At 36.0% G+C, this 22,184-nt stretch carries 23 protein-coding genes; all 23 read left to right on the top strand.

The window, feature by feature from the left end; all coding sequences use genetic code 11:
* The first annotated feature begins 116 nt into the window (after positions 1–116).
* The 23 genes from rplS (at position 117) to fliJ (ending at position 22,184) form a co-directional block, all read left to right on the top strand.
* Complete coding sequence (gene rplS, locus CIL05_RS08890; protein WP_095655176.1) at positions 117–461, top strand: 50S ribosomal protein L19; 345 nt, start codon at positions 117–119, stop codon at positions 459–461.
* A gap of 165 nt (positions 462–626) precedes the next feature.
* Positions 627–1,187 carry a signal peptidase I gene (gene lepB, locus CIL05_RS08895; protein ID WP_095655177.1) on the top strand — a complete coding sequence of 187 codons (561 nt, stop codon included), beginning with the start codon at positions 627–629 and terminating at the stop codon, positions 1,185–1,187.
* Between the two features lie 7 nt (positions 1,188–1,194).
* Positions 1,195–2,043, top strand: coding sequence for a ribosome biogenesis GTPase YlqF (gene ylqF / locus CIL05_RS08900; RefSeq protein WP_095655178.1), 849 nt, complete (start codon positions 1,195–1,197; stop codon positions 2,041–2,043).
* A 257-nt stretch (positions 2,044–2,300) separates the two neighbouring features.
* Positions 2,301–3,074 carry a ribonuclease HII gene (gene rnhB / locus CIL05_RS08905; RefSeq protein WP_095655179.1) on the top strand — a complete coding sequence of 258 codons (774 nt, stop codon included), beginning with the start codon at positions 2,301–2,303 and terminating at the stop codon, positions 3,072–3,074.
* A 17-nt stretch (positions 3,075–3,091) separates the two neighbouring features.
* Positions 3,092–4,891, top strand: a complete 1,800-nt coding sequence (locus CIL05_RS08910) for a TP0910 N-terminal domain-containing protein (protein WP_095655180.1) — start codon at positions 3,092–3,094, stop codon at positions 4,889–4,891.
* Positions 4,888–5,160: an EscU/YscU/HrcU family type III secretion system export apparatus switch protein gene (locus CIL05_RS08915; protein ID WP_095655181.1), complete on the top strand. Its 273-nt coding sequence runs from the start codon at positions 4,888–4,890 to the stop codon at positions 5,158–5,160. Before CIL05_RS08910 ends, CIL05_RS08915 begins: the two co-directional genes overlap by 4 nt.
* A 402-nt stretch (positions 5,161–5,562) precedes the next feature.
* The gene (sucC, locus tag CIL05_RS08920; RefSeq protein WP_095655182.1) at positions 5,563–6,723 is read left to right on the top strand and encodes an ADP-forming succinate--CoA ligase subunit beta; all 1,161 of its coding nucleotides are present in this window, start codon (positions 5,563–5,565) and stop codon (positions 6,721–6,723) included.
* A 36-nt stretch (positions 6,724–6,759) separates the two neighbouring features.
* Entirely contained in the window at positions 6,760–7,662 is a 903-nt protein-coding gene (gene sucD / locus CIL05_RS08925) for a succinate--CoA ligase subunit alpha (protein WP_095655183.1), read from the top strand.
* Positions 7,663–7,735: 73 nt separating this feature from the next.
* On the top strand, positions 7,736–8,638 hold the full coding sequence (gene dprA / locus CIL05_RS08930) for a DNA-processing protein DprA (RefSeq protein WP_095655184.1): 903 nt from the start codon (positions 7,736–7,738) through the stop codon (positions 8,636–8,638).
* 122 nt (positions 8,639–8,760) lie between these two features.
* Positions 8,761–10,839 (top strand): type I DNA topoisomerase, encoded by a 2,079-nt coding sequence (gene topA, locus CIL05_RS08935; RefSeq protein ID WP_095655185.1) that lies wholly within the window; start codon positions 8,761–8,763, stop codon positions 10,837–10,839.
* Positions 10,840–10,951: 112 nt separating this feature from the next.
* The gene (locus tag CIL05_RS08940) at positions 10,952–11,266 is read left to right on the top strand and encodes a hypothetical protein (RefSeq protein WP_095655186.1); all 315 of its coding nucleotides are present in this window, start codon (positions 10,952–10,954) and stop codon (positions 11,264–11,266) included.
* A gap of 309 nt (positions 11,267–11,575) precedes the next feature.
* Positions 11,576–12,484, top strand: coding sequence for a tyrosine recombinase XerC (gene xerC, locus CIL05_RS08945; RefSeq protein WP_095655187.1), 909 nt, complete (start codon positions 11,576–11,578; stop codon positions 12,482–12,484).
* A gap of 26 nt (positions 12,485–12,510) precedes the next feature.
* Positions 12,511–13,056, top strand: a complete 546-nt coding sequence (gene hslV, locus CIL05_RS08950) for an ATP-dependent protease subunit HslV (protein WP_095655188.1) — start codon at positions 12,511–12,513, stop codon at positions 13,054–13,056.
* 20 nt (positions 13,057–13,076) lie between these two features.
* Positions 13,077–14,483, top strand: coding sequence for an ATP-dependent protease ATPase subunit HslU (hslU, locus tag CIL05_RS08955; RefSeq protein ID WP_095655189.1), 1,407 nt, complete (start codon positions 13,077–13,079; stop codon positions 14,481–14,483).
* 50 nt (positions 14,484–14,533) lie between these two features.
* Entirely contained in the window at positions 14,534–15,313 is a 780-nt protein-coding gene (gene codY, locus CIL05_RS08960) for a GTP-sensing pleiotropic transcriptional regulator CodY (RefSeq protein ID WP_095655190.1), read from the top strand.
* 410 nt (positions 15,314–15,723) lie between these two features.
* A complete protein-coding gene (gene flgB / locus CIL05_RS08965) occupies positions 15,724–16,119 on the top strand; it encodes a flagellar basal body rod protein FlgB (RefSeq protein WP_095655191.1) in 396 nt (131 codons plus the stop codon).
* Positions 16,120–16,121: 2 nt separating this feature from the next.
* Positions 16,122–16,571, top strand: a complete 450-nt coding sequence (gene flgC / locus CIL05_RS08970) for a flagellar basal body rod protein FlgC (protein WP_095655192.1) — start codon at positions 16,122–16,124, stop codon at positions 16,569–16,571.
* Between the two features lie 61 nt (positions 16,572–16,632).
* On the top strand, positions 16,633–16,902 hold the full coding sequence (gene fliE / locus CIL05_RS08975; protein ID WP_240510151.1) for a flagellar hook-basal body complex protein FliE: 270 nt from the start codon (positions 16,633–16,635) through the stop codon (positions 16,900–16,902).
* Positions 16,903–17,061: 159 nt separating this feature from the next.
* Positions 17,062–18,663 carry a flagellar basal-body MS-ring/collar protein FliF gene (fliF, locus tag CIL05_RS08980; RefSeq protein ID WP_095655194.1) on the top strand — a complete coding sequence of 534 codons (1,602 nt, stop codon included), beginning with the start codon at positions 17,062–17,064 and terminating at the stop codon, positions 18,661–18,663.
* Between the two features lie 12 nt (positions 18,664–18,675).
* Positions 18,676–19,689 carry a flagellar motor switch protein FliG gene (fliG, locus tag CIL05_RS08985; protein ID WP_095655195.1) on the top strand — a complete coding sequence of 338 codons (1,014 nt, stop codon included), beginning with the start codon at positions 18,676–18,678 and terminating at the stop codon, positions 19,687–19,689.
* Positions 19,682–20,422: a flagellar assembly protein FliH gene (fliH, locus tag CIL05_RS08990; RefSeq protein WP_165769089.1), complete on the top strand. Its 741-nt coding sequence runs from the start codon at positions 19,682–19,684 to the stop codon at positions 20,420–20,422. Before fliG ends, fliH begins: the two co-directional genes overlap by 8 nt.
* Positions 20,419–21,738, top strand: a complete 1,320-nt coding sequence (gene fliI / locus CIL05_RS08995) for a flagellar protein export ATPase FliI (protein WP_095655197.1) — start codon at positions 20,419–20,421, stop codon at positions 21,736–21,738. The genes fliH and fliI overlap by 4 nt, the downstream gene beginning before the upstream one ends.
* Entirely contained in the window at positions 21,738–22,184 is a 447-nt protein-coding gene (fliJ, locus tag CIL05_RS09000) for a flagellar export protein FliJ (RefSeq protein ID WP_095655198.1), read from the top strand. Before fliI ends, fliJ begins: the two co-directional genes overlap by 1 nt.

Here is a 22,184-nt window from a genome sequence, read left to right on the forward strand (position 1 = left end):
GAATTCATTGTGATATATTTATTGTTGTGCTTAAAGTGGAAACTTTGAGTCGAAAAACGATGTTCCGCTATCACCTATGTGAGATATGAGCATTGGTTTGGAAGGAGTGAAGTAAGATGCAAAAGTTAATTGAAGACATCACAAAAGATCAACTTCGCACAGATCGTCCTGATTTTCGCCCGGGTGACACTGTAAAAGTTCATGTTAAAGTTGTTGAAGGAACTCGTGAACGTATTCAGATATTCGAAGGTGTTGTAATTAAACGCCAAAACGGTGGAATCAGCGAAACATTTACAGTAAGAAAGCTTTCTTACGGTGTAGGTGTTGAACGTACTTTCCCAGTACATTCACCTCGTGTCGATAAAATCGAAGTTTCCCGTCGTGGAATTGTACGTCGTGCAAAACTATACTATCTACGTAATTTACGCGGTAAAGCAGCACGTATTAAAGAACGTCGCTAATCTGCATGACCGGATAAAAACGTTATTGGAAAGGAGCTTGGCATTATGCACAAGCTCCTTTTTGATTTATTTGATGAATAATTGTGGAATGATAGGGTAGAGTTAGTTTAAAATAAACTATAAGGTATGTTCATGGAATATAATGCATTTGTCGGAGGAGAATTCATGGAAAAACGGAAAAAGAAAAAAAGTGAATGGTTTGATTGGGTTAAGGCATTATTAGTTGCCTTTGGCCTGGCATTTATTATAAGAATGTTCCTTTTTGCCCCAATTGTTGTAGATGGACCATCGATGATGCCGACTTTACATGATGGGGATCAAATGATTGTTAATAAATTTACTTATCTAATAGATGAACCGGATCGTTTTGATGTTATCGTTTTTCATGCATCGGCACAAAAGGATTTTATTAAACGGGTTATCGGGCTCCCTGGTGAACATGTGGAAGTAATTGATAATGTATTATACATTGATGGTGAGAAAGTGGAAGAAACTTTTTTAGAGAAAAAAGATGGGTTGTACCAAACACTTACAAATGACTTCTCGCTTGAAAACCTGCCGGGAGAATATGAAGTTATACCGGAAGAGCATGTACTCGTTTTAGGAGATAATCGAGGGAATTCAACAGACAGTCGCATGATTGGTCTAATCTCAATGGATCAAATTGTTGGTAAAACAAGTTTAATTTATTGGCCTTTAGATCGTATGCAAACGATAGGAGAGTAGATTTAAAATGACAATACAGTGGTTTCCGGGACATATGGCAAAGGCCAGACGGGAAGTAGAAGAAAAACTGAAGTTAGTGGATTTTGTTATGGAATTAGTCGATGCACGAGCACCACTATCATCACAAAATCCGATGTTGCAGCAGGTTCTGCAAAATAAAACAAAAATGATTGTTTTAATGAAAAAGGATTTGGCAGATCATTGGCAAACAGAAAAATGGATTTCCTATTTTAAAGAAAAAGACATTTTGGCGATTGCAGTTAATGTAAATGATAAAGCAGACATTAAGCGAATTATTCAATTTGCAAAAGAGCTGGGACAGGAAAAAATGGAAAAACTAATGAAAAAGGGGATCCAACCTCGTCCAGCGAGGGCAATGATTGTTGGGATTCCCAATGTTGGTAAATCCACATTAATTAATCGACTTGCCAATAAAAAGATTGCTAAAACGGGTGATAGACCCGGGATAACAAAACAGCAGCTTTGGATTAAGGTGAAGAAGGATTTTGAATTGCTCGATACACCAGGTATTCTATGGCCAAAATTTGAGGATGAAATTGTAGGCTACCGCCTGGCAGCAATCGGTACAATTAAGGATCAATTACTTTCACTTCAGGACATTACAGCTTTTGTTATAAAATATATGCAGGAACACTATCCTGCTTTGATTGAAGAAAGATATAATATCACTCGTGATATGGAAGATATGTGGGAAATATTTGAAGAAATTGGAAAGCAACGGGGTGCACTTGTGAGTGGCGGGAGTGTTAACTTCGATAAAGTGTCAGATATCGTTCTGCGTGATCTACGCACAGGAAAACTGGGAAATATTACACTGGAATCAGCTCAAGCATAAATGACATGTATCTTAGGATGGATGTCATCTTTTTTTCGCAGAAAATATAAAACTTTCTTATACCGGGACTACGATTACTCGCCCCACCGTAAAGATTTGCATAAGTGCATAAGTAATACTTCGAAGCATTTACATCGCAGACGAAAAGTATTTTTCGTTGAACTAGGGCTATCACCTAAAGGCTTGGCGTATGCCCTAGTTTTCTAATATTAATAAAAGTGTTCCAGAAGCCGATATAAGATAGAGAGACAGGGTGTATGATGAAAAAATCAATTACTGATCTAAAACAATTATTTAAAGCTGGGGAAATCAGTGAAGAATTAATTTTAAATTTGAAATTAGATGAACGAAAAGGAGTTCAACAACTAATAAAAGCATATGAAAAGCAAAAGTTAAAAGAAGAAGCACTGGAAAAACAATTTGTTGATATGTGCTTTTATGAGGAACGCAGTTATCAGAATGGTTGTCAGTATATAGCCGGTATTGACGAAGCGGGCAGAGGTCCACTGGCAGGCCCTGTTGTTGCTGCAGCAGTTATTTTGCCAAGGGATTTTATATTGCTTGGATTAAATGATTCGAAACAGATAAATGAAGCAACACGTAATAAATTTTATACGATTATCAAAGAAAAAGCAGTCAGCTATGGTGTTTCAATTATAAGTAATCATAAAATAGATGAAATTAATATTTTTGAAGCAACAAAATTAGCGATGCATGAAGCCATTAATCAATTGCAGCCCAAACCGGATCATGTATTGATTGATGCAGTCGATCTTAAAGGCTTATCTTGTACATCAGAAGCTATTATAAAAGGCGATGCAAAAAGTATTTCCATTGCCGCCGCAAGTATTTTGGCAAAAGTAACACGGGACACTTTAATGAAGGATTTACATAAAGAATATCCGATATATGATTTCGGATCAAATATGGGATATGGAACAAAACGTCATATGGATAATTTACTGAAATATGGCGCTTCACCATACCATAGAACCTCATTTGCACCAGTTCGAAATTTAGTTAATCATTAATTTGGAGGTGACTCTGCTTGGGTATACATAACGTAACAGGTGAACGATTAGCTAAGATAGTCAAATCTCAGCAATCACTTAGGGCAGGTCAAATTATTCAAGGGGAAATCCTGAAAATTTATCCCGATAATAAAGCACAAATACAGCTTGGTGCACAAAAAATGGTTGCTCAACTAGAAGCTTCATTGATGATCGGTGAGAAATATCATTTTCAGGTAAAAACAACAGATGATGTTATTCATTTAAAGGTATTAGGAGACAGAATAAAAGGTTCGGACACTGCAAATACAATCAATCTCATAAAACAGCTTGGCTTGGGGTCATCGAAAGTAAATACCGCATTTATTCAAACACTCTTAAATGAAAAAATCCCGTTTGATAAAAATCAATTGGTTAAAGCACTTCAGCTGTTGAATGGTAATGCAAAAAACACAAATCAAACACAGCAAATTCTAAAAGAAATGATACTAAGAAAACTTCCAATGAATGACTCGGTATTTCAAGCTTTATTGATAAAAAATTCACATACTTTATCTTCACAAATGAAAGGGTTACTGGGCCAATTAAAATCTGATAGGAACTATCCACAATTAGTGGAACGTCTAAGCCAAATGCTTGAACGTCCATTGACTGCCAGGCCAGCAATTTTAAATGAAATTATTACAGGGACAGCTAGTAATAATCAACAATTTTTCAATACATTAAAAGCAACCGGAACTATAGACCCTGCAATTGATTTCAATTCATGGAGGTCACAATGGGAGCCAGTTCAGGCACTTATGAAGCAAAATGCAAATGCACCCAATGAACAGTTATCCGGGATTAAATTACCAATCCAGCTAAACGAAATGAAGGTCGTCCAGACATTAGAACAAATGATTATTAATAAGTCTGGATTATTAAATCAAACACGGGAAATCATCCAATTATGGGACAATAAAATTAATCAGACCGCAATAAATAATGTCGGATTAACAGCGCAGGATTTCACAAAATTAAAACAACAGATTTCACAAACTTTAATGCCACTCCTAACAACTGAACAGCAGGTACGAATGACAAGTCTTTTGGAAAACAATCCTGCTAAATTACAGCAACTCTTGGCTTTAGTGAAAACATTGAATTCAGAACAGGTTTATACAAAAGCAGACAATTTTGTAAAATCATTAGATCAGGATAAAATGTTCATGCTGTCAAATCCAAAAGAACAATTTCTATCACAGGTTAGACAAACACTGCTTTTCACAGGGCTGTCGTATGAGAGTCAGCTAGTTAATAATAAGTTGCAGCAGGAACCCCTCCCCATAAAAGCAATGCTCATGCAATTAATACAGCAAAGTGAAGGGGTTATACCTGAACGTTCCCAGCAACTTTTACATTTTATTAATGGCATGCAGATACAGTCCGTAAATGAAACCAATAATTTCATACAGGCAAATTTGCAAATACCGGGGGAGAGGCTAGGTTTGAGCAATGATTTTGAACTGGAATTTGAAGGCAGAAAGATGGAGAATGGAGAAATTAATCCTGATTATTGCCGGATTTTATTTTATTTGGATCTTGCTAATCTAAATAAAACCGTTATCGACATGAAGATACAAAAAAGATCGGTAGCTGTAACGATATTTAATGATCAGGAAAATATGAGAGAGAAATCACTAAGCTTACAGCCTATGTTAAAGAATGGGTTAGAAGAATTAAATTATCAGCTTTCAACAGTTTCATTCAAACCTTTACAGCAAACCGAAAATCAAAAAATGAATCAAGCTGTAAAATCTGTCAATCCATCCTATAAAGGAGTTGATTATCTGATATGAGTGAGAACAGAAAAAAAGCGGCAGCTCTTCGCTATGATCAAACGAAAGAAAGTGCTCCGGTCATTGCTGCAGCAGGAAAAGGGCTTTTAGCGGATAATATACTGGCAAAAGCGAAGGAAAATAATGTACCGATTCTTGAGGATTCCTCCCTTGTAGAGTTATTGGCTGAATTAAATATCAATGAAACGATTCCGGAAGAATTATATCAGGCAGTAGCGGAAGTCTTTGCATTTATTTATCGTACAGATCAGCAAACAGGAAAGCTTTGAAATAAATTAAAGTTCTTTTGTGAATTTTGGGACTGCACTTCGTTCGTCCCACCAAAAATACTGTTGTTCTTTAACCCTCGCAGCGACTGCGAAAATAAGGTGCTAACGGTCGCATAGAACGTCTCTCTATGCCCGAACTGACCGAAAACAGGTGCATAACTGTCTAAGAGAAGATACCGCAGAATAAGGAAAGCGAAGTGTATTTCTGTAGCGGTCAATGAGACCTACCACCAGAGATATTATGTCGCATTTTATATATTAATCTGGCAAAAAAACAATCTTTATGGAAACAGCTATAATATAAAATGACAATTTTGTGTCGATAAATCCCCCTTATTCTTGTGAAACTTGTTGTTTTTTAATACAATGGAAATGCAGTGAATTTTGATAGGAGGATTAAGGATGAATATTCATGAATATCAAGGTAAAGATATTTTGCGAAGCTATGGCGTAATTGTTCCTAAAGGACAAGTTGCATATACAGTGGATGAAGCTGTCGAAGCTGCCGAAAAACTGGGAAGCTCAGTTACAGTAGTTAAAGCACAAATCCATGCTGGTGGCAGAGGTAAAGCCGGAGGAGTAAAAATCGCAAAAAATCTGGATGAAGTGCGTACATACGCTGATGAAATTCTTGGAAAAACATTAGTAACACATCAAACAGGGCCAGAAGGTAAAGAGGTAAAGCGTTTACTTATTGAAGAAGGCTGTGACATTAAGAAGGAATACTATGTAGGGGTTGTTCTTGATCGTGCTACTTCCCGTGTTGTTATGATGGCTTCAGAAGAGGGCGGTACAGAGATTGAAGAGGTAGCTGAAGCAACACCTGAGAAAATATTTAAAGAAGTGATTGATCCGGTTGTTGGACTTTCAGGTTATCAAGCTCGAAGACTAGCATTTAATATTAATATTCCAAATGAATTAATAGGTAAAGCAGTTAAATTTATGACAAGTCTATACAATGCATTCGTCGAAAAAGATTGCTCTATTGCTGAAATAAACCCACTTGTGACAACAGGTGATGGAGAAGTATTGGCACTTGATGCAAAATTAAACTTTGATGATAATGCATTATTCCGTCAAAAAGATATACAGGAACTTAGGGATTTGGACGAAGAGGACGAAAAAGAAATCGAAGCATCTAAATATGACCTTAGCTATATTTCTTTAAACGGAAATATTGGTTGTATGGTAAATGGTGCCGGACTTGCTATGTCTACAATGGACATTATTAAACATTATGGCGGCGATCCCGCAAACTTCCTTGATGTAGGGGGCGGTGCAACTGCTGAAAAAGTGACGGAAGCATTTAAAATCATTTTGTCCGATTCCAATGTCAAAGGAATCTTTGTAAACATTTTTGGTGGAATTATGAAATGCGATATTATTGCCGAAGGTGTTGTGGAAGCAACGAAACAGGTAGGTTTGGAAATTCCACTTGTCGTGCGTTTGGAAGGTACAAATGTTGACTTGGGCAAGAAGATTCTAAACGAGTCAGGATTAAATATTACATCAGCTGATTCCATGGCAGATGGCGCAGAAAAAATCGTTTCTATGGTTAAATAATAGTAATGGATGATTATATAGAAAGGACGGACAAAAATGAGTGTATATGTTAATAAAGATACAAAAGTTATTGTACAGGGAATTACTGGCGGCACTGCAAAATTTCATACAAAACAAATGCTTGAATATGGTACAAAAATCGTTGGTGGTGTAACACCGAAAAAAGGCGGTTCAGAAGTAGAAGGAGTACCTGTATTCAACACAATGCAGGAAGCTGTCGACCAAACCGGTGCAACTGCATCGGTAATTTATGTGCCTGCTCCATTTGCAGCAGATGCGATTATTGAAGCAGTTGATGCAGAACTGGATCTTGCAATCTGTATTACCGAGCATATTCCAGTATTGGATATGGTAAAAGTAAAACGTTATATGGAAGGTAAGAAAACCCGTTTAATCGGACCAAACTGTCCAGGTGTAATTACGGCAGATGAAAGTAAAATTGGCATTATGCCAGGCTATATTCATAAAAAAGGACATATCGGAGTTGTTTCACGTTCCGGTACACTAACATATGAAGCTGTTCATCAATTATCTGAAGCTGGTTATGGTCAAACTTCTGCAGTTGGAATAGGTGGAGACCCTGTTAACGGAACAGATTTCATCGATGTACTTTCTGCATTCAATGAAGATGCTGAAACTGAAGCTGTTATTATGATTGGTGAAATAGGTGGAACAGCTGAAGAAGAAGCAGCTGAATGGGTAAAAGCAAATATGACTAAACCTGTTGTAGGCTTCATCGGTGGTGCAACAGCTCCTCCAGGAAAACGTATGGGACATGCTGGTGCAATTATTTCCGGTGGTAAAGGTACTGCTGCAGAAAAGATCCGCGTGATGAATGAATGTGGTATTCAAGTTGCAGAAACACCAGCAGTAATGGGTGAAACAATGATTAAAGTATTAGAAGAAAATGGCTTGAAAGAAAAATGTAAAACACATTAAATTTTAAATCTGGAACCTAAAAGTTTTGAATAATCACTTTTAGGTTCCAATTATATAAAGGACGTGATTTAGCTTGAGATCCTCACGAGATCGATTAATTCATTTACACCGATGTCGAGGTATTTCCCGACGAACCCTCAGGAAAATTATCTATCATGACCCGACATTAAATAATATTTACCTTTTGTCTTCCACACAAATAAGCCAGCAATATTTACTTCCTTCGAAGAATGCCACATTACTTTTTTCAGACCTTCATAGTGAAACGATACTACAACAAATAAAAAGAGATATTGCGAGATACCCTGTCATCACTATAGTTGACGAATCCTATCCACCTGTGTTAAAAACAATTAAAGATCCACCATTAGTATTATATACGTTAGGAAACAGATCATTATTAACCTATACACCCGCTATAAGTGTGATTGGAACGAGAAATCCTTCCACTGAAGCAAAAAGAAAAGTAGACCTGTTGGTGAAACCGTTACTACTAATGGATTGGTTAATTGTAAGTGGGATGGCTAAAGGGATTGATAGCTTTTCACATATAGCAGCTTTAGAAAACATGGGTAAAACCATTGCCGTATTAGGCAGTGGTTTTCATCATATTTATCCAAAACAAAATACATCGCTGTTTAAACAAATTGCGGAAAAAGGATTAGTACTATCCGAATATCCCCCGGATACGCCTGCTAAAAGGTATCATTTTCCCGAAAGAAACCGTATTATTAGTGGGTTAAGTTTTGGAACACTTGTCATTGAAGCAACTGAAAAAAGTGGTACGTTAATTACTGTGGATCAAGCACTTGATCAGGGAAGAGAAGTGTATGCAGTACCAGGATCCCCCTTGATACCTCAAACGAAAGGGTGTCATAAAATGATCCAGGATGGAGCAAAACTGGTTCATAACGCCGAGGATATCCTGGAGGATTGGGAAAGCATTGGAATAAATTTAATGCAACCCATCAAGTGAGGAAAACGCTTAACTTTTAAAAAATACATTTCACAGTAAGTTTGACAAATGTATAGTATATATTTAATATTAGTGAAGATTTCAAAATTTATTGTGCTTAACCTCATTATAGGAGGAATACCATGTCGGATTATCTAGTAATTGTTGAATCACCAGCAAAAGCAAAAACAATTGAACGTTATTTAGGAAAGAAATATAAAGTAAAAGCATCCATGGGGCATGTTCGGGATTTGCCAAAAAGTCAAATGGGTGTTGATACAGATGATGAATATAAACCGAAATACATTACCATTCGCGGGAAAGGTGATGTCTTAAAGGAACTGAGATCAGCAGCTAAAAAAGCAAAAAAAATATTTCTGGCTGCCGACCCCGATAGAGAAGGAGAGGCAATTGCTTGGCATCTGGCACATATTTTAAATGTAGATGAGAATTCCAAGTGCCGTGTTGTTTTTAATGAAATTACGAAGGATGCGATCAAAGAATCATTTAAACATCCGAGATCAATTGATACAGATTTAGTTGATGCACAACAGGCTAGACGTATTCTTGATAGATTGGTTGGTTATAACATCAGTCCATTACTTTGGAAAAAAGTAAAAAAAGGATTGAGTGCAGGGAGAGTACAGTCTGTAGCACTTAAAATGATTATTGACAGAGAAAAGGAAATTGAAAAATTCGTACCGGAAGAATATTGGTCAATTGAAGCTGATTTCCAAAAGGATAAAGATACATTTGAAGGTGCATTTTACGGATTGAATGGCAAAAAGCTTGAATTAAAAACAGAAGAAGACGTAAAAAATATTTTAAATGCGCTTAAGGAGAAAAACTTCACGGTTGACAAAGTGAATAAAAGAGAGAGAAAAAGAAATCCGGCTAAGCCTTTCATCACTTCTTCACTACAACAGGAAGCAGCCAGAAAGCTAAACTTCCGGGCAAGGAAAACCATGATGGTTGCTCAACAATTATATGAAGGTATTGACCTGGGCAAGAAAGCCGGAGGGATTACCGGACTGATTACTTATATGCGTACAGACTCCACACGCATATCGGAAACAGCAAAACAAGAAGCAAAAGGTTATATTGAAGAAAAATACGGCAAAGAATTTTTGGGAAATAATAAATCGGAAAAGAAAAAAGAAGGTTCCCAGGATGCCCATGAAGCAGTACGTCCAACATCTGCTTTAAGAGATCCGAAATCGATAAAGGATATTTTATCAAGAGATCAGCTTCGCTTGTACAAATTGATCTGGGAGCGATTTTTAGCAAGTCAAATGGCTCCTGCTATTATGGATACAATGACAGTTCATTTATTAAATAATGATGTGGAATTTCGTGCCACGGGATCAAAAGTTAAATTTAAAGGTTTTATGAAGGTTTATGTAGAAAGCTCAGATGATAATAAAAAGGTTGAGGATAAACTCCTGCCGGAATTATCAGAGGGAATGAAGGTAAAAGCAAAAGATATCACTCCAAACCAGCACTTTACACAACCACCACCAAGGTATACAGAAGCAAGACTTGTTAGGACAATGGAAGAGTCAGGAATAGGAAGACCTTCTACGTATGCACCGACAATTGATACCATTCAGCGGAGAAATTATGTAAACATTGACAATAAGCGGTTCATTCCAACTGAACTTGGAGGCATTGTAAATGAATTAGTGGAAGAATTTTTCCCGAAAATCATTGATGTAGATTTTACCGTGAAAATGGAAGGCGACCTGGATTCAATTGAAGAGGGAAAAACAGAGTGGGTAAAAATCATTGATAATTTTTATCAGGATTTCGAAAAGCGATTGGAAATAGCGGAAAAAGAAATGGAAAAAATTGAAATCAAAGATGAACCCGCAGGTGAGGATTGTGAAAATTGTGGACATGAAATGGTCTACAAAATGGGGCGTTACGGAAAGTTTCTTGCCTGTTCCAATTTTCCTGAATGTAGAAATACAAAACCAATACTAAAAGAAATTGGTGTGAAATGTCCAAAATGTAAAGAAGGTAATGTTGTAGAAAGAAAATCAAAAAAACGCAGAACATTTTATGGTTGTGATCAATTTCCGGACTGTGATTTTATCTCATGGGATAAGCCAATAGCAAGACCATGTCCGAAGTGTGAATCATTACTTGTAGAAAAGAAAAGCAAAAAGGAAAGTCAAATTAAATGTACAAATTGTGACTACAAAGAAAAAACACAAGATTAATTAAAAGCTGCTCTCAAAATTAAGAGCAGCTTTTTTTGTTTGGTTCATTAATGAATAAGTTTCAGGCAATAAGAATAAGGGAAAACCCCTAATACCTAAGGAGGTTTTCAACATGGACATGAGAAAACATTATTTCGTTACGGTGGATACACAGGATATTCGTGAAATTTCCATCCCTGACAGCGGTATTGAATTTGAAATTATTGCGAGTCAAAATGAGATAGAAGAAATAGAAAAGTTATTTATGAAAAAAAATAAAAACGCCAAAAAGGCAGTACAATATTTAGCGAAGCCGTTTGATGAAAGGGGAGCAGATAGTGAAAGAGAAGGATATGATGAGCACTTAATGGAAATATATCGTAAGATCAATGAATTAGGAACAATGCAAACAAAAGAAAAAATAAAAGAAATAGGGTTATTTGATTAAAAAGTTGTCTATAACTGTAATAATCAATTAATAGCACAAAGATTTTCACCCTATTTAATTTTCTAAACAGATCGAATTGTTTATTGTTGACTATTTACTTTGAAAAAGATATAATTACGCATTGGTAAGGATAATTACTTGACACCCTATTAGAGTATGAAAGAATTTAGAAAATTATACTATAAATAGAATCTTTATGTTATAATTATACCAAGGTCAATTCAGAATTTTGTTACAATTGTGTTAAGTTTATTGCATATCATATTATTATATGGTATGATTTATTTTGCTGTTTAATGGGGTGGAAAATTGAACAATTTTACTTATGAAAATAATTTATTCATTGAGTATTTACAAATTGAAAAAAACGCATCCCCGTATACTGTGAAGTATTATCAGAATGATCTGGAAACATTTTTTTCCTTTTTAACAAGTGAAGGAATTGACCACTTGGATAATGTAGATCAGCGGATTGTTCGCACATTTTTAACCAGTCTTTATAATAGACAGTTAGGAAGAAGATCTGTTTCGAGAAAAATTTCTACATTAAAAAGCTTTTATAAGTTTCTCGAACGTGAAAGTCTAGTTACAACAAATCCGATTATGCATGTAACCTTACCAAAAACAAATAAACCAATTCCAGGATTTTTATATAAGGAAGAATTGGAAAAACTATTTGAAGTAAGTGATTCAACTGATCCACTTGGACAACGTGATCAGGCTATTCTGGAAACACTATACGGAACAGGAATAAGGGTTAGTGAGTGCCAAGGTTTGCAATTGGACGATATAGACTTTTCAATTGGAACTTTATTTGTAAAAGGTAAAGGTGGAAAGGAACGTTACGTACCTTTTGGAAGTTTTGCAGAAAACGCCTTGAATAATTACATAATTGAAGGCAGAAGTGAGCTTTTAAAGAAATCCAAACAACAAACGGATTCCGTTTTTTTAAATGCCCGGGGTACGCCCCTAACTGCAAGAGGGATAAGGATGATACTTAATAAAATGGTAGAAAAAGCTGCAATGACCATTCATGTACATCCCCATAAATTGCGTCATACCTTCGCTACACATCTGTTGAATGAAGGTGCTGATTTACGCAGTGTACAAGAGTTATTAGGACATGAAAATCTATCATCTACACAAATTTATACCCACGTAACAAAAGACCATTTACGAAATGTGTATATGAACAGCCATCCAAGAGCAAATAAATAATAATAGACCCAAAGAGGTGATTTAAATTGTCAACGGAAATGCATGCTACTACTATTTTTGCAATCATGCATAATGGCCAAAGTGCGATGAGTGGTGATGGTCAGGTGACACTCGGAAATGCAGTCGTTATGAAACATAAAGCAAAAAAAGTACGCACATTATATAATGGACAAATCTTAGCAGGCTTTGCGGGTTCTGTTGCAGATGCATTTACATTGTTTGAAAAGTTTGAAAAAAAGCTTCAGACATTTGATGGGAATTTAGCACGAGCAGCCGTTGAGCTGGCCCAGGAATGGCGCAGTGATAAAGTATTGCGTAAGTTAGAGGCAATGCTTATTGTGATGAATAAAGAAAATATGTTTTTAGTATCCGGTACAGGGGAAGTGATCGAACCTGATGATGGGATACTGGCAATAGGCTCAGGTGGGAATTATGCTTTAAGTGCAGGAAGAGCACTTGTTAAACATTCCAGCCAGCTGTCAGCAAAAGACATTGCACAATCAGCCCTCGAGATTGCTGGAGAAATATGTGTTTATACGAATGACCATATTACATTAGAGGTACTTGACTAATAAGGAGGCCTTTTGAAAGCATGGGAATAGATTACACGCCAAAACAAATTGTTGGTCAATTAGATAAATATATTATCGGACAGGATAATGCTAAGAAGTCTGTTGCGATCGCACTGAGAAATCGTTATAGAAGAATGCAGCTTGATGAAAAAATCAAAGAAGAAATTGTTCCTAAAAATATTTTAATGATTGGTCCAACAGGTGTAGGAAAAACTGAAATAGCACGAAGGCTGGCAAAGCTGGTTGGAGCTCCATTTATTAAAGTGGAAGCAACAAAATTCACAGAAGTAGGCTATGTTGGTCGTGATGTTGAGTCAATGGTCCGTGATCTTGTTGAAATGGCTTTGCGAATGGTTAAAGAGGAAAAAATGAATGAAGTAAAAGGAAAAGCAGAAGTGGAAGCGAATAAAAAACTTATAAATCTGTTAGTACCCCAAGCTGATAAAAAAGAATCAACGATGAAAAACCCATTTGAAATGCTTTTTTCTCAGCAAATGAACAGTGATGATGAAACAGGCAGTGAAAAAGAAAGCGAAAAAGATGAAGAAATAAAAAATAAGCGAAAACGTGTGGAGCACAAGCTTGCACTCGGTGAACTTGAAGATAATATGGTTACAGTTGAAATTGATGAATTACCCCCATCCATGTTTGACATGCTGCAAGGTTCGGGTATGGAACAAATGGGGATGAATATGCAGGATGCGCTTGGACAGTTTATGCCAAAAAAGAAAAAGAAACGAAAGCTACCAGTTTCCGAAGCGAGAAAAGTTTTAACACAGCAAGAGGCTCAGAAGCTGGTTGATATGGAAGAAGCGGCACAAGTTGCTATCCTTCGGGCAGAACAATCTGGTATCATTTTTGTTGATGAGATTGATAAAGTGGCAGGTAAGCAGGATAATTCAGCAAATGTTTCTAGAGAAGGTGTCCAGCGCGATATTCTTCCAATTGTAGAAGGCTCTACAGTAGTTACAAAACACGGTCCAGTAAAAACAGATCACATGCTTTTTATCGCTGCAGGAGCATTTCATATGGTAAAACCATCTGATTTGATTCCCGAATTGCAAGGAAGATTTCCAATACGTGTTGAATTGGAAAAACTGGCAATTGAGGATTTTAAGCGAATTTTAAATGAACCTTCAAATGCTTTGTTAAAACAATACAAGGCATTGTTGCAAACAGAAGGTATAAATGTTGAATTTACAGACGAAGCTATAACAAGGATTGCTGAAATAGCATTTCAGGTAAATCAGGAGACTGATAACATAGGGGCAAGAAGATTGCATACGATTCTGGAGAAGCTGTTGGAGGATCTATCCTTTGAAGCACCGGATATTAATATGGATAAAATTGAAATCACTCCCGCCTATGTTGATGAAAAACTAAGTTCAATTGCAAAAAATAAAGATTTAAGTCAATTTATACTATAATAAATTTTTCAACATCCACTATAATTTTATGAATAAAAAGGAGAATCATTATGGAACTATTAGATCGCGCAAGAAAAATTAATGCAATGCTGCAAAAGGCTACAGGAAAATCGGTAAATTTTAATGACATGTCTGCATCATTAAGAGATGTAATCACTGGAAATGTTTATATTGTCAGCAGAAGAGGTAAATTATTAGGCTTTGCAATTAATCAGGAAATTGAAAATGAGAGAATGAAAGGAATGCTTGAGGAAAGACAATTCCCTGAAGAGTATATTCAAGGATTATCAAGTATTCATGAAACTACAGCAAACCTTGATATTGAAAGCAAACATACAGTATTTCCTGTTGAAAACAGTGAATTATTTAAAAATGGATTAACAACAATTGTACCAATTATTGGCGGAGGAGAACGTCTGGGAACGCTTGTTTTAGGAAGACTTACAGAAAGCTTTAATGATGATGATCTATTACTCGCTGAATATGGTGCAACCGTTGTTGGTATGGAAATTTTACATGAGAAAACAGAAGAAATTGAAATGGAAGCAAGAAGTAAAGCAGTAGTACAAATGGCGATCAGTTCACTTTCTTACAGTGAATTGGAAGCAATTGACCATATTTTCGAAGAGTTAAACGGAAATGAAGGACTTCTTGTAGCAAGTAAAATTGCAGATAGAGTAGGAATTACAAGATCTGTAATTGTAAATGCGCTAAGAAAGCTTGAAAGTGCTGGGGTTATTGAATCCCGTTCACTTGGAATGAAAGGAACCTATATTAAGGTCCTAAACGATAAATTCTTAGTAGAGCTTGAAAAACTACGTTCAAGATAATTATAGAAAAAGTTAAAAAAACCAGGGAAACCTGGTTTTTTTAGTGTGTTTAAAATGTCATCTTATTGTAATTTATTTCACATACATTACTTTTGTATCCATTTATAATAATAAGTGTAAAGACTTTAAAATGTTTTATATAAAAAACAAATGGTATAAAATTCATTTTCTATATTGAATTTCGACATAAAATTCACGTATTACTATTCTGTTTTTGATTTTAACTGATTTTCCTTCCACATAAAGACATTTTGTTACTTAATTTTACCTAGTAATATATAACTATTTATTTTTCATTTTAAAGAAAATGTCGAAATAGAATAGACTTTAGTTGTGATATAATTTACAATGTTCGTAGATGTAATAAACTTTATGACTGTTGTTTATAAGGTTTAATAGGAGGAATTTAATTGGAATTATTTGGTGGGACAATTCGCACATTGGAAAAATCGCTCAATTATGCTACGGCAAAAAATCGAGCAATTTCTACAAATATTTCAAATATCGACACACCAAACTATAAAGCCAAAGATGTAGTTTTTAAAGATGCTTTAAATGATGCAGTTGCAAATTCACTTGAAGCCAAACGAACAAATGAAAGACATTTGCCATTTAACTCAATTAATCATTCACCTTATCAAACTATCGCAAAAAATAATACGATGTATAATCATAACGGTAATAATGTTGATGTTGATAAGGAAATGGCTGAACTAGCTAAAAATCAAATTTATTATCAGGCGTTGGTTGACAGAATCAACGGTAAATTCAGCAGTCTTCAAAGTGTTATTCGGGGAGGAAATTAACCATGTCAATATTTAATGCTATTAATTCAAGTGCAAGTGCATTGACAGCACAACGGCTCAGAATGGATGTTGTTTCTTCCAATATTGCTAATGCCCAAACAACTAGGGCTACGATAAATGAAAATGGGGAGTATGATCCTTATCGCAGAAAAACGGTAGTTATGGAACCACAAAATCAAAGTTTTAAATCATTTTTACATAAAGCAGCAAATGCTAATGGGTCCTCAGGTGTTAAAGTAACCGAAATCATAGAAGACGATGAACCCTTTAAACTTGTATTCAATCCATCTCATCCGGACGCTAACGAAGCAGGATATGTACAATTGCCAAATGTTGATCCGTTAAAAGAGATGGTGGATATGATGAGTGCCACCAGATCCTATGAAGCAAATATAACGTCATTAAACGCCAGTAAAACTATGCTTATGAAAGCATTGGAAATTGGAAAATAGACTAGTTGGGAGAAACTAAAAAATGAATAATTTACTACTGAATTCGATACCTCAAACGACAATGCCTGTTTCTGAGGTTGCTAAACCTGTAATGTCACCAGGCGCTGCACAGGCTAATTTTGCTAATGTTTTAAAAACAGCCATTGAAGGAGTTAACAATGCACAGCTCACGTCAGATGAAAAAACACAACAATTAGCAAATGGCAGTGTTGATGATCTGCATGATGTAATGATTACTGCCCAAAAAGCAAGTATTACATTAGAAACTACGGTGCAAATACAACGTAAAGCAATTGATGCCTATAATGAAATTATGCGTATGCAGGTGTGATTTTATAAATTACATATCTAAACACGCTATTTACAAGGCATTTTATTTTTGGCAGTTAAGAAAGTATAACTACTTTCTTACTGCATAAGTGCAAGCTATGAGCATACGCCTAAAGCGTTGGCGTATGCCAAGTTTTCTAATGTTTTGGTGGGGGAATATATGAAAGAAAAAATGGCAAAATGGAAAGAAAAAGGTACTGCTTTTTGGACAAATAGGACAAAAAGTCAAAAAGGAGTTTTTGTTGGGTCTATTCTAATTCTGATTCTATTAATTGTTGGGATAGCTTTATTTACTTCCAGTACCAAATTTGTTCCATTATATAATAATTTATCTTTACAGGAAGTCGGTCAAATAAAAACAGAATTAGATGCTAGAGGAATTCCTTATGAACTGCAGGATGGCGGTAAAACTATTACTGTACCGGAAGCACAAGTGGATACACTTTTGGTGGATCTCGCCGGGCAGGGGATCCCAAACAGTGGCAACATCGATTATTCATTTTTTAGTGAAAATACCTCATGGGGAATAACAGATAATGAATTTAATATTATGAAGCTTGATGCAATGCAGACAGAGCTTGCTAATCTGATGAAAAGCATTGAAGGAATTGAAAATGCAAAAGTAATGATTAATATGCCTGAAGATCCTGTATTTGTGAGTGAGTCCACTGAACAGGCGAGTGCTTCTATTGTGATCAATACACAGCCTGGTTACCAGTTTCAAGGGAATCAAATTGACTCACTATACCATCTCGTTTCAAAAGCTGTACCTAATTTGCCGCAGGATAACATCGTAATTATGAATCAGTACTTTGAATATTACGATCGCAACTCTCAAACAGCGTTTGGGACTCAAGATGCACATACATATCAGCAAACAGTTAAAAAAGATATCGAACGTGATATACAAAGAAGGCTACAGCAAATGCTTGGGGCAATGGTAGGTGGGGAAAATGTCATTGTTTCCGTTACATCGGATATAGACTTTACCCAGGAAAATCGTACGGAAGAGCTTGTGGAACCTGTAGATCTTGAGAATATGGAAGGACTGCCTGTAAGTATTGAAACCATTCAGGAAACCTATTCTGGAAATCCTCCTGTAGGTGGGGAACCTGGAACTGGTGAGGGTGACGTTCCGAATTATCCAGCTGAAGAGGGTGGAGACAATGGTGAGTATGAATTAGCAAAAGAAACAATTAACAATGAGTTTAACCGTATTCGCAAAAACATTGTTGAAAGTCCATATAAGGTTCGTGACTTAGGTATTCAGGTTGCCGTTGACAGTGTAATAGATTCAGATGGAAATGAACCTCAATATTTAACACAAGCAGATGAAAATACGGTCGAGGCAGGTATTTCTTCCATATTAGAATCAATTATTGGTACTTCAATTGATAAAGAATATGGAGAAGTAATACCGGAAGAAAAGTTTTCCATTGTTTTTCAGGAATTTAATGGTGATAGTGCTGTGCCACAGCCATCATCTCCGGTAATTCCTTTATGGCTGTATATTGCAGGAGCAGTATTACTGTTAATTATTATTATATTAATTGTTCTTCTTTTGATTCGTAATAAAAAAGAAGATGAAATAGAGGAAGTTATGGAAGAAGCAATTACTGCTGAATCAAGCCTGGAAATTCCAGAAATGCCTGAAAATCAAGACTCAGAATCAGTTATTCGCAGAAAACAACTGGAGAAAATAGCGAAGGAAAAGCCGGAAGAATTTGCGAAGCTTTTAAGAAGTTGGATCGGGGAAGAGTAGGAGTGAATTTAAATGGCAAGAACTAAAAATGCATTAACAGGAAAGCAGAAGGCAGCTATTCTATTAATTTCCTTAGGTCCGGATGTGTCCGCACAGGTTTATAAACATTTAACAGAAGAGGAAATTGAAAAACTAAGTTTGGAAATCTCCTCAGTTAAAAAGGTGGATTCCAGTTTAAAAGAGGATGTTCTTGATCAGTTTCACCAAATAGCTTTGGCTCAGGATTATATCTCCCAGGGTGGGGTCGGTTATGCGAAAACAGTACTGGAAAAGGCTTTTGGTCAACAGGAAGCCTCAAACATTATTAATCGCCTGACATCTTCCTTGCAGGTAAGACCATTTGACTTTGCCAGAAAAGCTGATCCACAGCAGGTTTTGAATTTCATTCAAGGAGAACACCCACAAACAATTGCTCTGGTTTTATCCTACCTTGATTCTGAACAGGCTGGTCAAATATTATCTGAATTGCCACAGGAAATGCAGGCAGATATAGCGAGACGGATCGCAACAATGGACTCGACATCACCTGAAATTATCAGTCAGGTGGAACAGGTTCTTGAAAGGAATATATCCTCTTCACTAACAGAAGACTATACACAGACTGGTGGTATACAAGCTGTGGTTGAAGTCTTAAATGGTGTTGACAGAAGTACAGAAAGAACGATACTTGATGCACTTGAAATTCAGGATCCTGAACTGGCTGATGAAATTAAGAAACGGATGTTTGTATTTGAAGATATTGTAATTCTGGATAATCGGGCAATTCAAAGGGTTATACGTGAAGTTGAAAATGAAGACTTACGCCTGTCTCTAAGAGTTGCCAGTGATGAGGTCAAAGATATTGTCTTTAAGAATATGTCCCAGCGAATGGCCCAGACATTTAAAGAAGAAATGGAATATATGGGACCAGTAAGATTAAAAGACGTTGAAGAAGCACAAACGAGAATTGTGGGCATTATACGAAGGTTGGAAGATATTGGTGAGATTGTTATCGCACGTGGTGGAGGTGACGACATTATTGTCTAATACCGGGACCCACAATAATAAAGTTATCCAGATTAAACCAATTGAAGTTTTAAAAAAAGACCCAATTCCAACTGAAAATGAGGGAATTAATGAGATTCAAAATGAATTGCAGATTGCAAAAAATGAATTACAAAGTCTAATACAACAAAAAGAAAAACTGCTTAATGAAACAAAAAAAGAAATAGAGGTTGAAAAAGAAAATTGGAGTAAAGAAAAACAACTCTATATCGAAAAAGCAAAAGAAGAAGGGCATACTGCCGGTATTGCACTTGGAAAAGAAGAAAGCCTGAAGCAATACGAAGAATTATTGACCAAGGCAAATTCAATAACGGATTTAGTGATCAAAGATTATCACTCTACCATTGAAAAAAGCGAAAATACCATATTAAACCTATCTATCCACACAGCAGAGAAAATAATTAAAGAAAAACTGGAGACAGATCCATCATCATTTCTAAGAATAGTAAAAGCTGCAATTAAAGAAATAACCGATCAATCTGTTATTTCAATCTATTTACATCCTGAAAAATATGAATTTGTTTTAAAACAAAAAGATGAATTACTGCATATTCTGGAGAATGATACAAAACTATCCATTTATATGAATGACGAGCTGGATGAAAATAGCTGTTTGATACAGCACCCCTTCGGTCAAATTGATGCTGGTATCGACACACAGCTTGAAGAGATTCGAACTGTTTTACATGAAATAGCAATGGAGAATAAGCAATGAATATACAGCATTATCTTTCTGCAATTGAACAGGCAGATACATATAAACGGTATGGTAAAGTCCTACAAGTAGTCGGGCTTATGATTGAATCACAGGGGCCAGAAGCAAATATTGGAGAAGTTTGTTATATACATACTTCTTCCAATAATAAGGCTCCTATTCTTTCAGAAGTAGTTGGTTTTAATAATGAAAAAATCATTCTCATGCCATATTCAGAAGTAAATGAGATCGGACCTGGCTGTTTAGTAGAATCTACAGGTAAACCGTTAAGTGTAAAAATAGGACGAGGCCTGATTGGTAAGGTTGTTAACTCATTAGGTAAGAATTTGGATGAATCCCCATTGCCAAAAGGTTTATCGAATTACCAGACAGAACAATCTCCACCAAATCCGATGCTTCGCCCACCAATAGCTGAACCTATACAGGTTGGTGTAAAAGCGATTGATTCACTTCTAACAGTTGGAAAAGGCCAGCGAATTGGAATCTTTGCCGGTAGTGGCGTTGGAAAAAGTACCCTGCTCGGGATGATTGCCAGAAATAGCAGTGCAGATATTAATGTAATTGCATTAATAGGTGAACGTGGGCGTGAGGTAAGGGAATTTATCGAAAAGGATCTGGGTGAAGAAGGTTTAAAAAAATCAATTGTAGTTGTAGCAACATCTGATCAACCTGCTTTAATGCGGATAAAAGGTGCTTATACAGCGACTGCTATTAGTGAATACTTTCGAGATCTTGGGCTTCAGGTGAATTTAATGATGGATTCTGTAACAAGGGTTGCAATGGCAGGAAGAGAAATAGGACTTGCAACAGGTGAGCCACCAACAACGAAAGGCTATACCCCTTCTGTATTCGCAACATTGCCAAAACTATTAGAGCGAACAGGTACGAATGAGCATGGGACCATCACCGCATTTTACACGGTACTTGTTGATGGGGATGATATGAATGAACCGATAGCAGATACAGTTAGAGGAATACTCGATGGTCACTTTGTAATGGATCGTAAATTGGCTGAACGTGGTCAATTTCCAGCTATTAATGTCCTGAAATCAATAAGCAGAGTGATGAATCAGATAGCAAGTCAGGATCATAAGGAAATCGCCCAGGAAATGCGTTCCCTTATGGCTACATATGAAGAAAATAGTGAATTGATTCAAATTGGAGCGTATAAACGTGGGACAGATCACGAAATAGATAAAGCAATTTTATATTATCCAAAAATACAGGCGTTTCTAGAACAGGAAGTATTCGAATATGTAACCCTTGATGAATCTATCAAAATGATGAAAGCTTTGATTTATGGAGGTACTAATTAGTGGCTGAGACTATCGTATTATCAAAAATATTGAATGTACGTGAAAAGGAAAAAAATGATGCGCAAAAAGCATATCATCAATCCATGGATTTTTTCGAAAAGGTAGCAACACAACTATATACATTATTAAGAAAAAAAGAATCAGCTGAGGAATCCTATGAAGAATATATTTCAACAACTACATCCTTGGATAAAATCAGAGAACAGATAGCATATATTGACAAGTTAAATACGCAAATTATGAGTCTGCAGCAAGATGTGCAAAATGCAAGAACAGCTATGGAATCCAAGCAATTGCAATTAACCGATGCCCATGTAGAGGTAAAGAAATTTGAAAAAATTATTGATATACGAAAAAAAGCAAAAGCAGACACGGAAAGTAAAATGGAAAATTTAGCGATGGATGAGATTTCGATTCAACAATATCTAACCAACAAAAACAGGTGA

It is taken from the genome of Virgibacillus profundi (assembly GCF_002287375.1).
In the GTDB taxonomy this organism is placed as follows: domain Bacteria; phylum Bacillota; class Bacilli; order Bacillales; family Amphibacillaceae; genus Virgibacillus_K; species Virgibacillus_K profundi.

Excerpts from the sequence above, each read along its gene's own strand:
- sucC (WP_095655182.1), top strand. The coding sequence starts at position 5,563 with ATGAATATTCATGAATATCAAGGTAAAGATATTTTGCGAAGCTATGGC.
- codY (WP_095655190.1), top strand. The coding sequence starts at position 14,534 with ATGGAACTATTAGATCGCGCAAGAAAAATTAATGCAATGCTGCAAAAG.
- CIL05_RS08940 (WP_095655186.1), top strand. The coding sequence starts at position 10,952 with ATGGACATGAGAAAACATTATTTCGTTACGGTGGATACACAGGATATT.
- lepB (WP_095655177.1), top strand. The coding sequence starts at position 627 with ATGGAAAAACGGAAAAAGAAAAAAAGTGAATGGTTTGATTGGGTTAAG.
- sucD (WP_095655183.1), top strand. The coding sequence starts at position 6,760 with ATGAGTGTATATGTTAATAAAGATACAAAAGTTATTGTACAGGGAATT.
- flgC (WP_095655192.1), top strand. The coding sequence starts at position 16,122 with ATGTCAATATTTAATGCTATTAATTCAAGTGCAAGTGCATTGACAGCA.
- hslU (WP_095655189.1), top strand. The coding sequence starts at position 13,077 with ATGGGAATAGATTACACGCCAAAACAAATTGTTGGTCAATTAGATAAA.
- fliG (WP_095655195.1), top strand. The coding sequence starts at position 18,676 with ATGGCAAGAACTAAAAATGCATTAACAGGAAAGCAGAAGGCAGCTATT.
- fliI (WP_095655197.1), top strand. The coding sequence starts at position 20,419 with ATGAATATACAGCATTATCTTTCTGCAATTGAACAGGCAGATACATAT.
- rnhB (WP_095655179.1), top strand. The coding sequence starts at position 2,301 with ATGATGAAAAAATCAATTACTGATCTAAAACAATTATTTAAAGCTGGG.
- ylqF (WP_095655178.1), top strand. The coding sequence starts at position 1,195 with ATGACAATACAGTGGTTTCCGGGACATATGGCAAAGGCCAGACGGGAA.
- fliF (WP_095655194.1), top strand. The coding sequence starts at position 17,062 with ATGAAAGAAAAAATGGCAAAATGGAAAGAAAAAGGTACTGCTTTTTGG.
- topA (WP_095655185.1), top strand. The coding sequence starts at position 8,761 with ATGTCGGATTATCTAGTAATTGTTGAATCACCAGCAAAAGCAAAAACA.
- fliE (WP_240510151.1), top strand. The coding sequence starts at position 16,633 with ATGCCTGTTTCTGAGGTTGCTAAACCTGTAATGTCACCAGGCGCTGCA.
- rplS (WP_095655176.1), top strand. The coding sequence starts at position 117 with ATGCAAAAGTTAATTGAAGACATCACAAAAGATCAACTTCGCACAGAT.
- CIL05_RS08915 (WP_095655181.1), top strand. The coding sequence starts at position 4,888 with ATGAGTGAGAACAGAAAAAAAGCGGCAGCTCTTCGCTATGATCAAACG.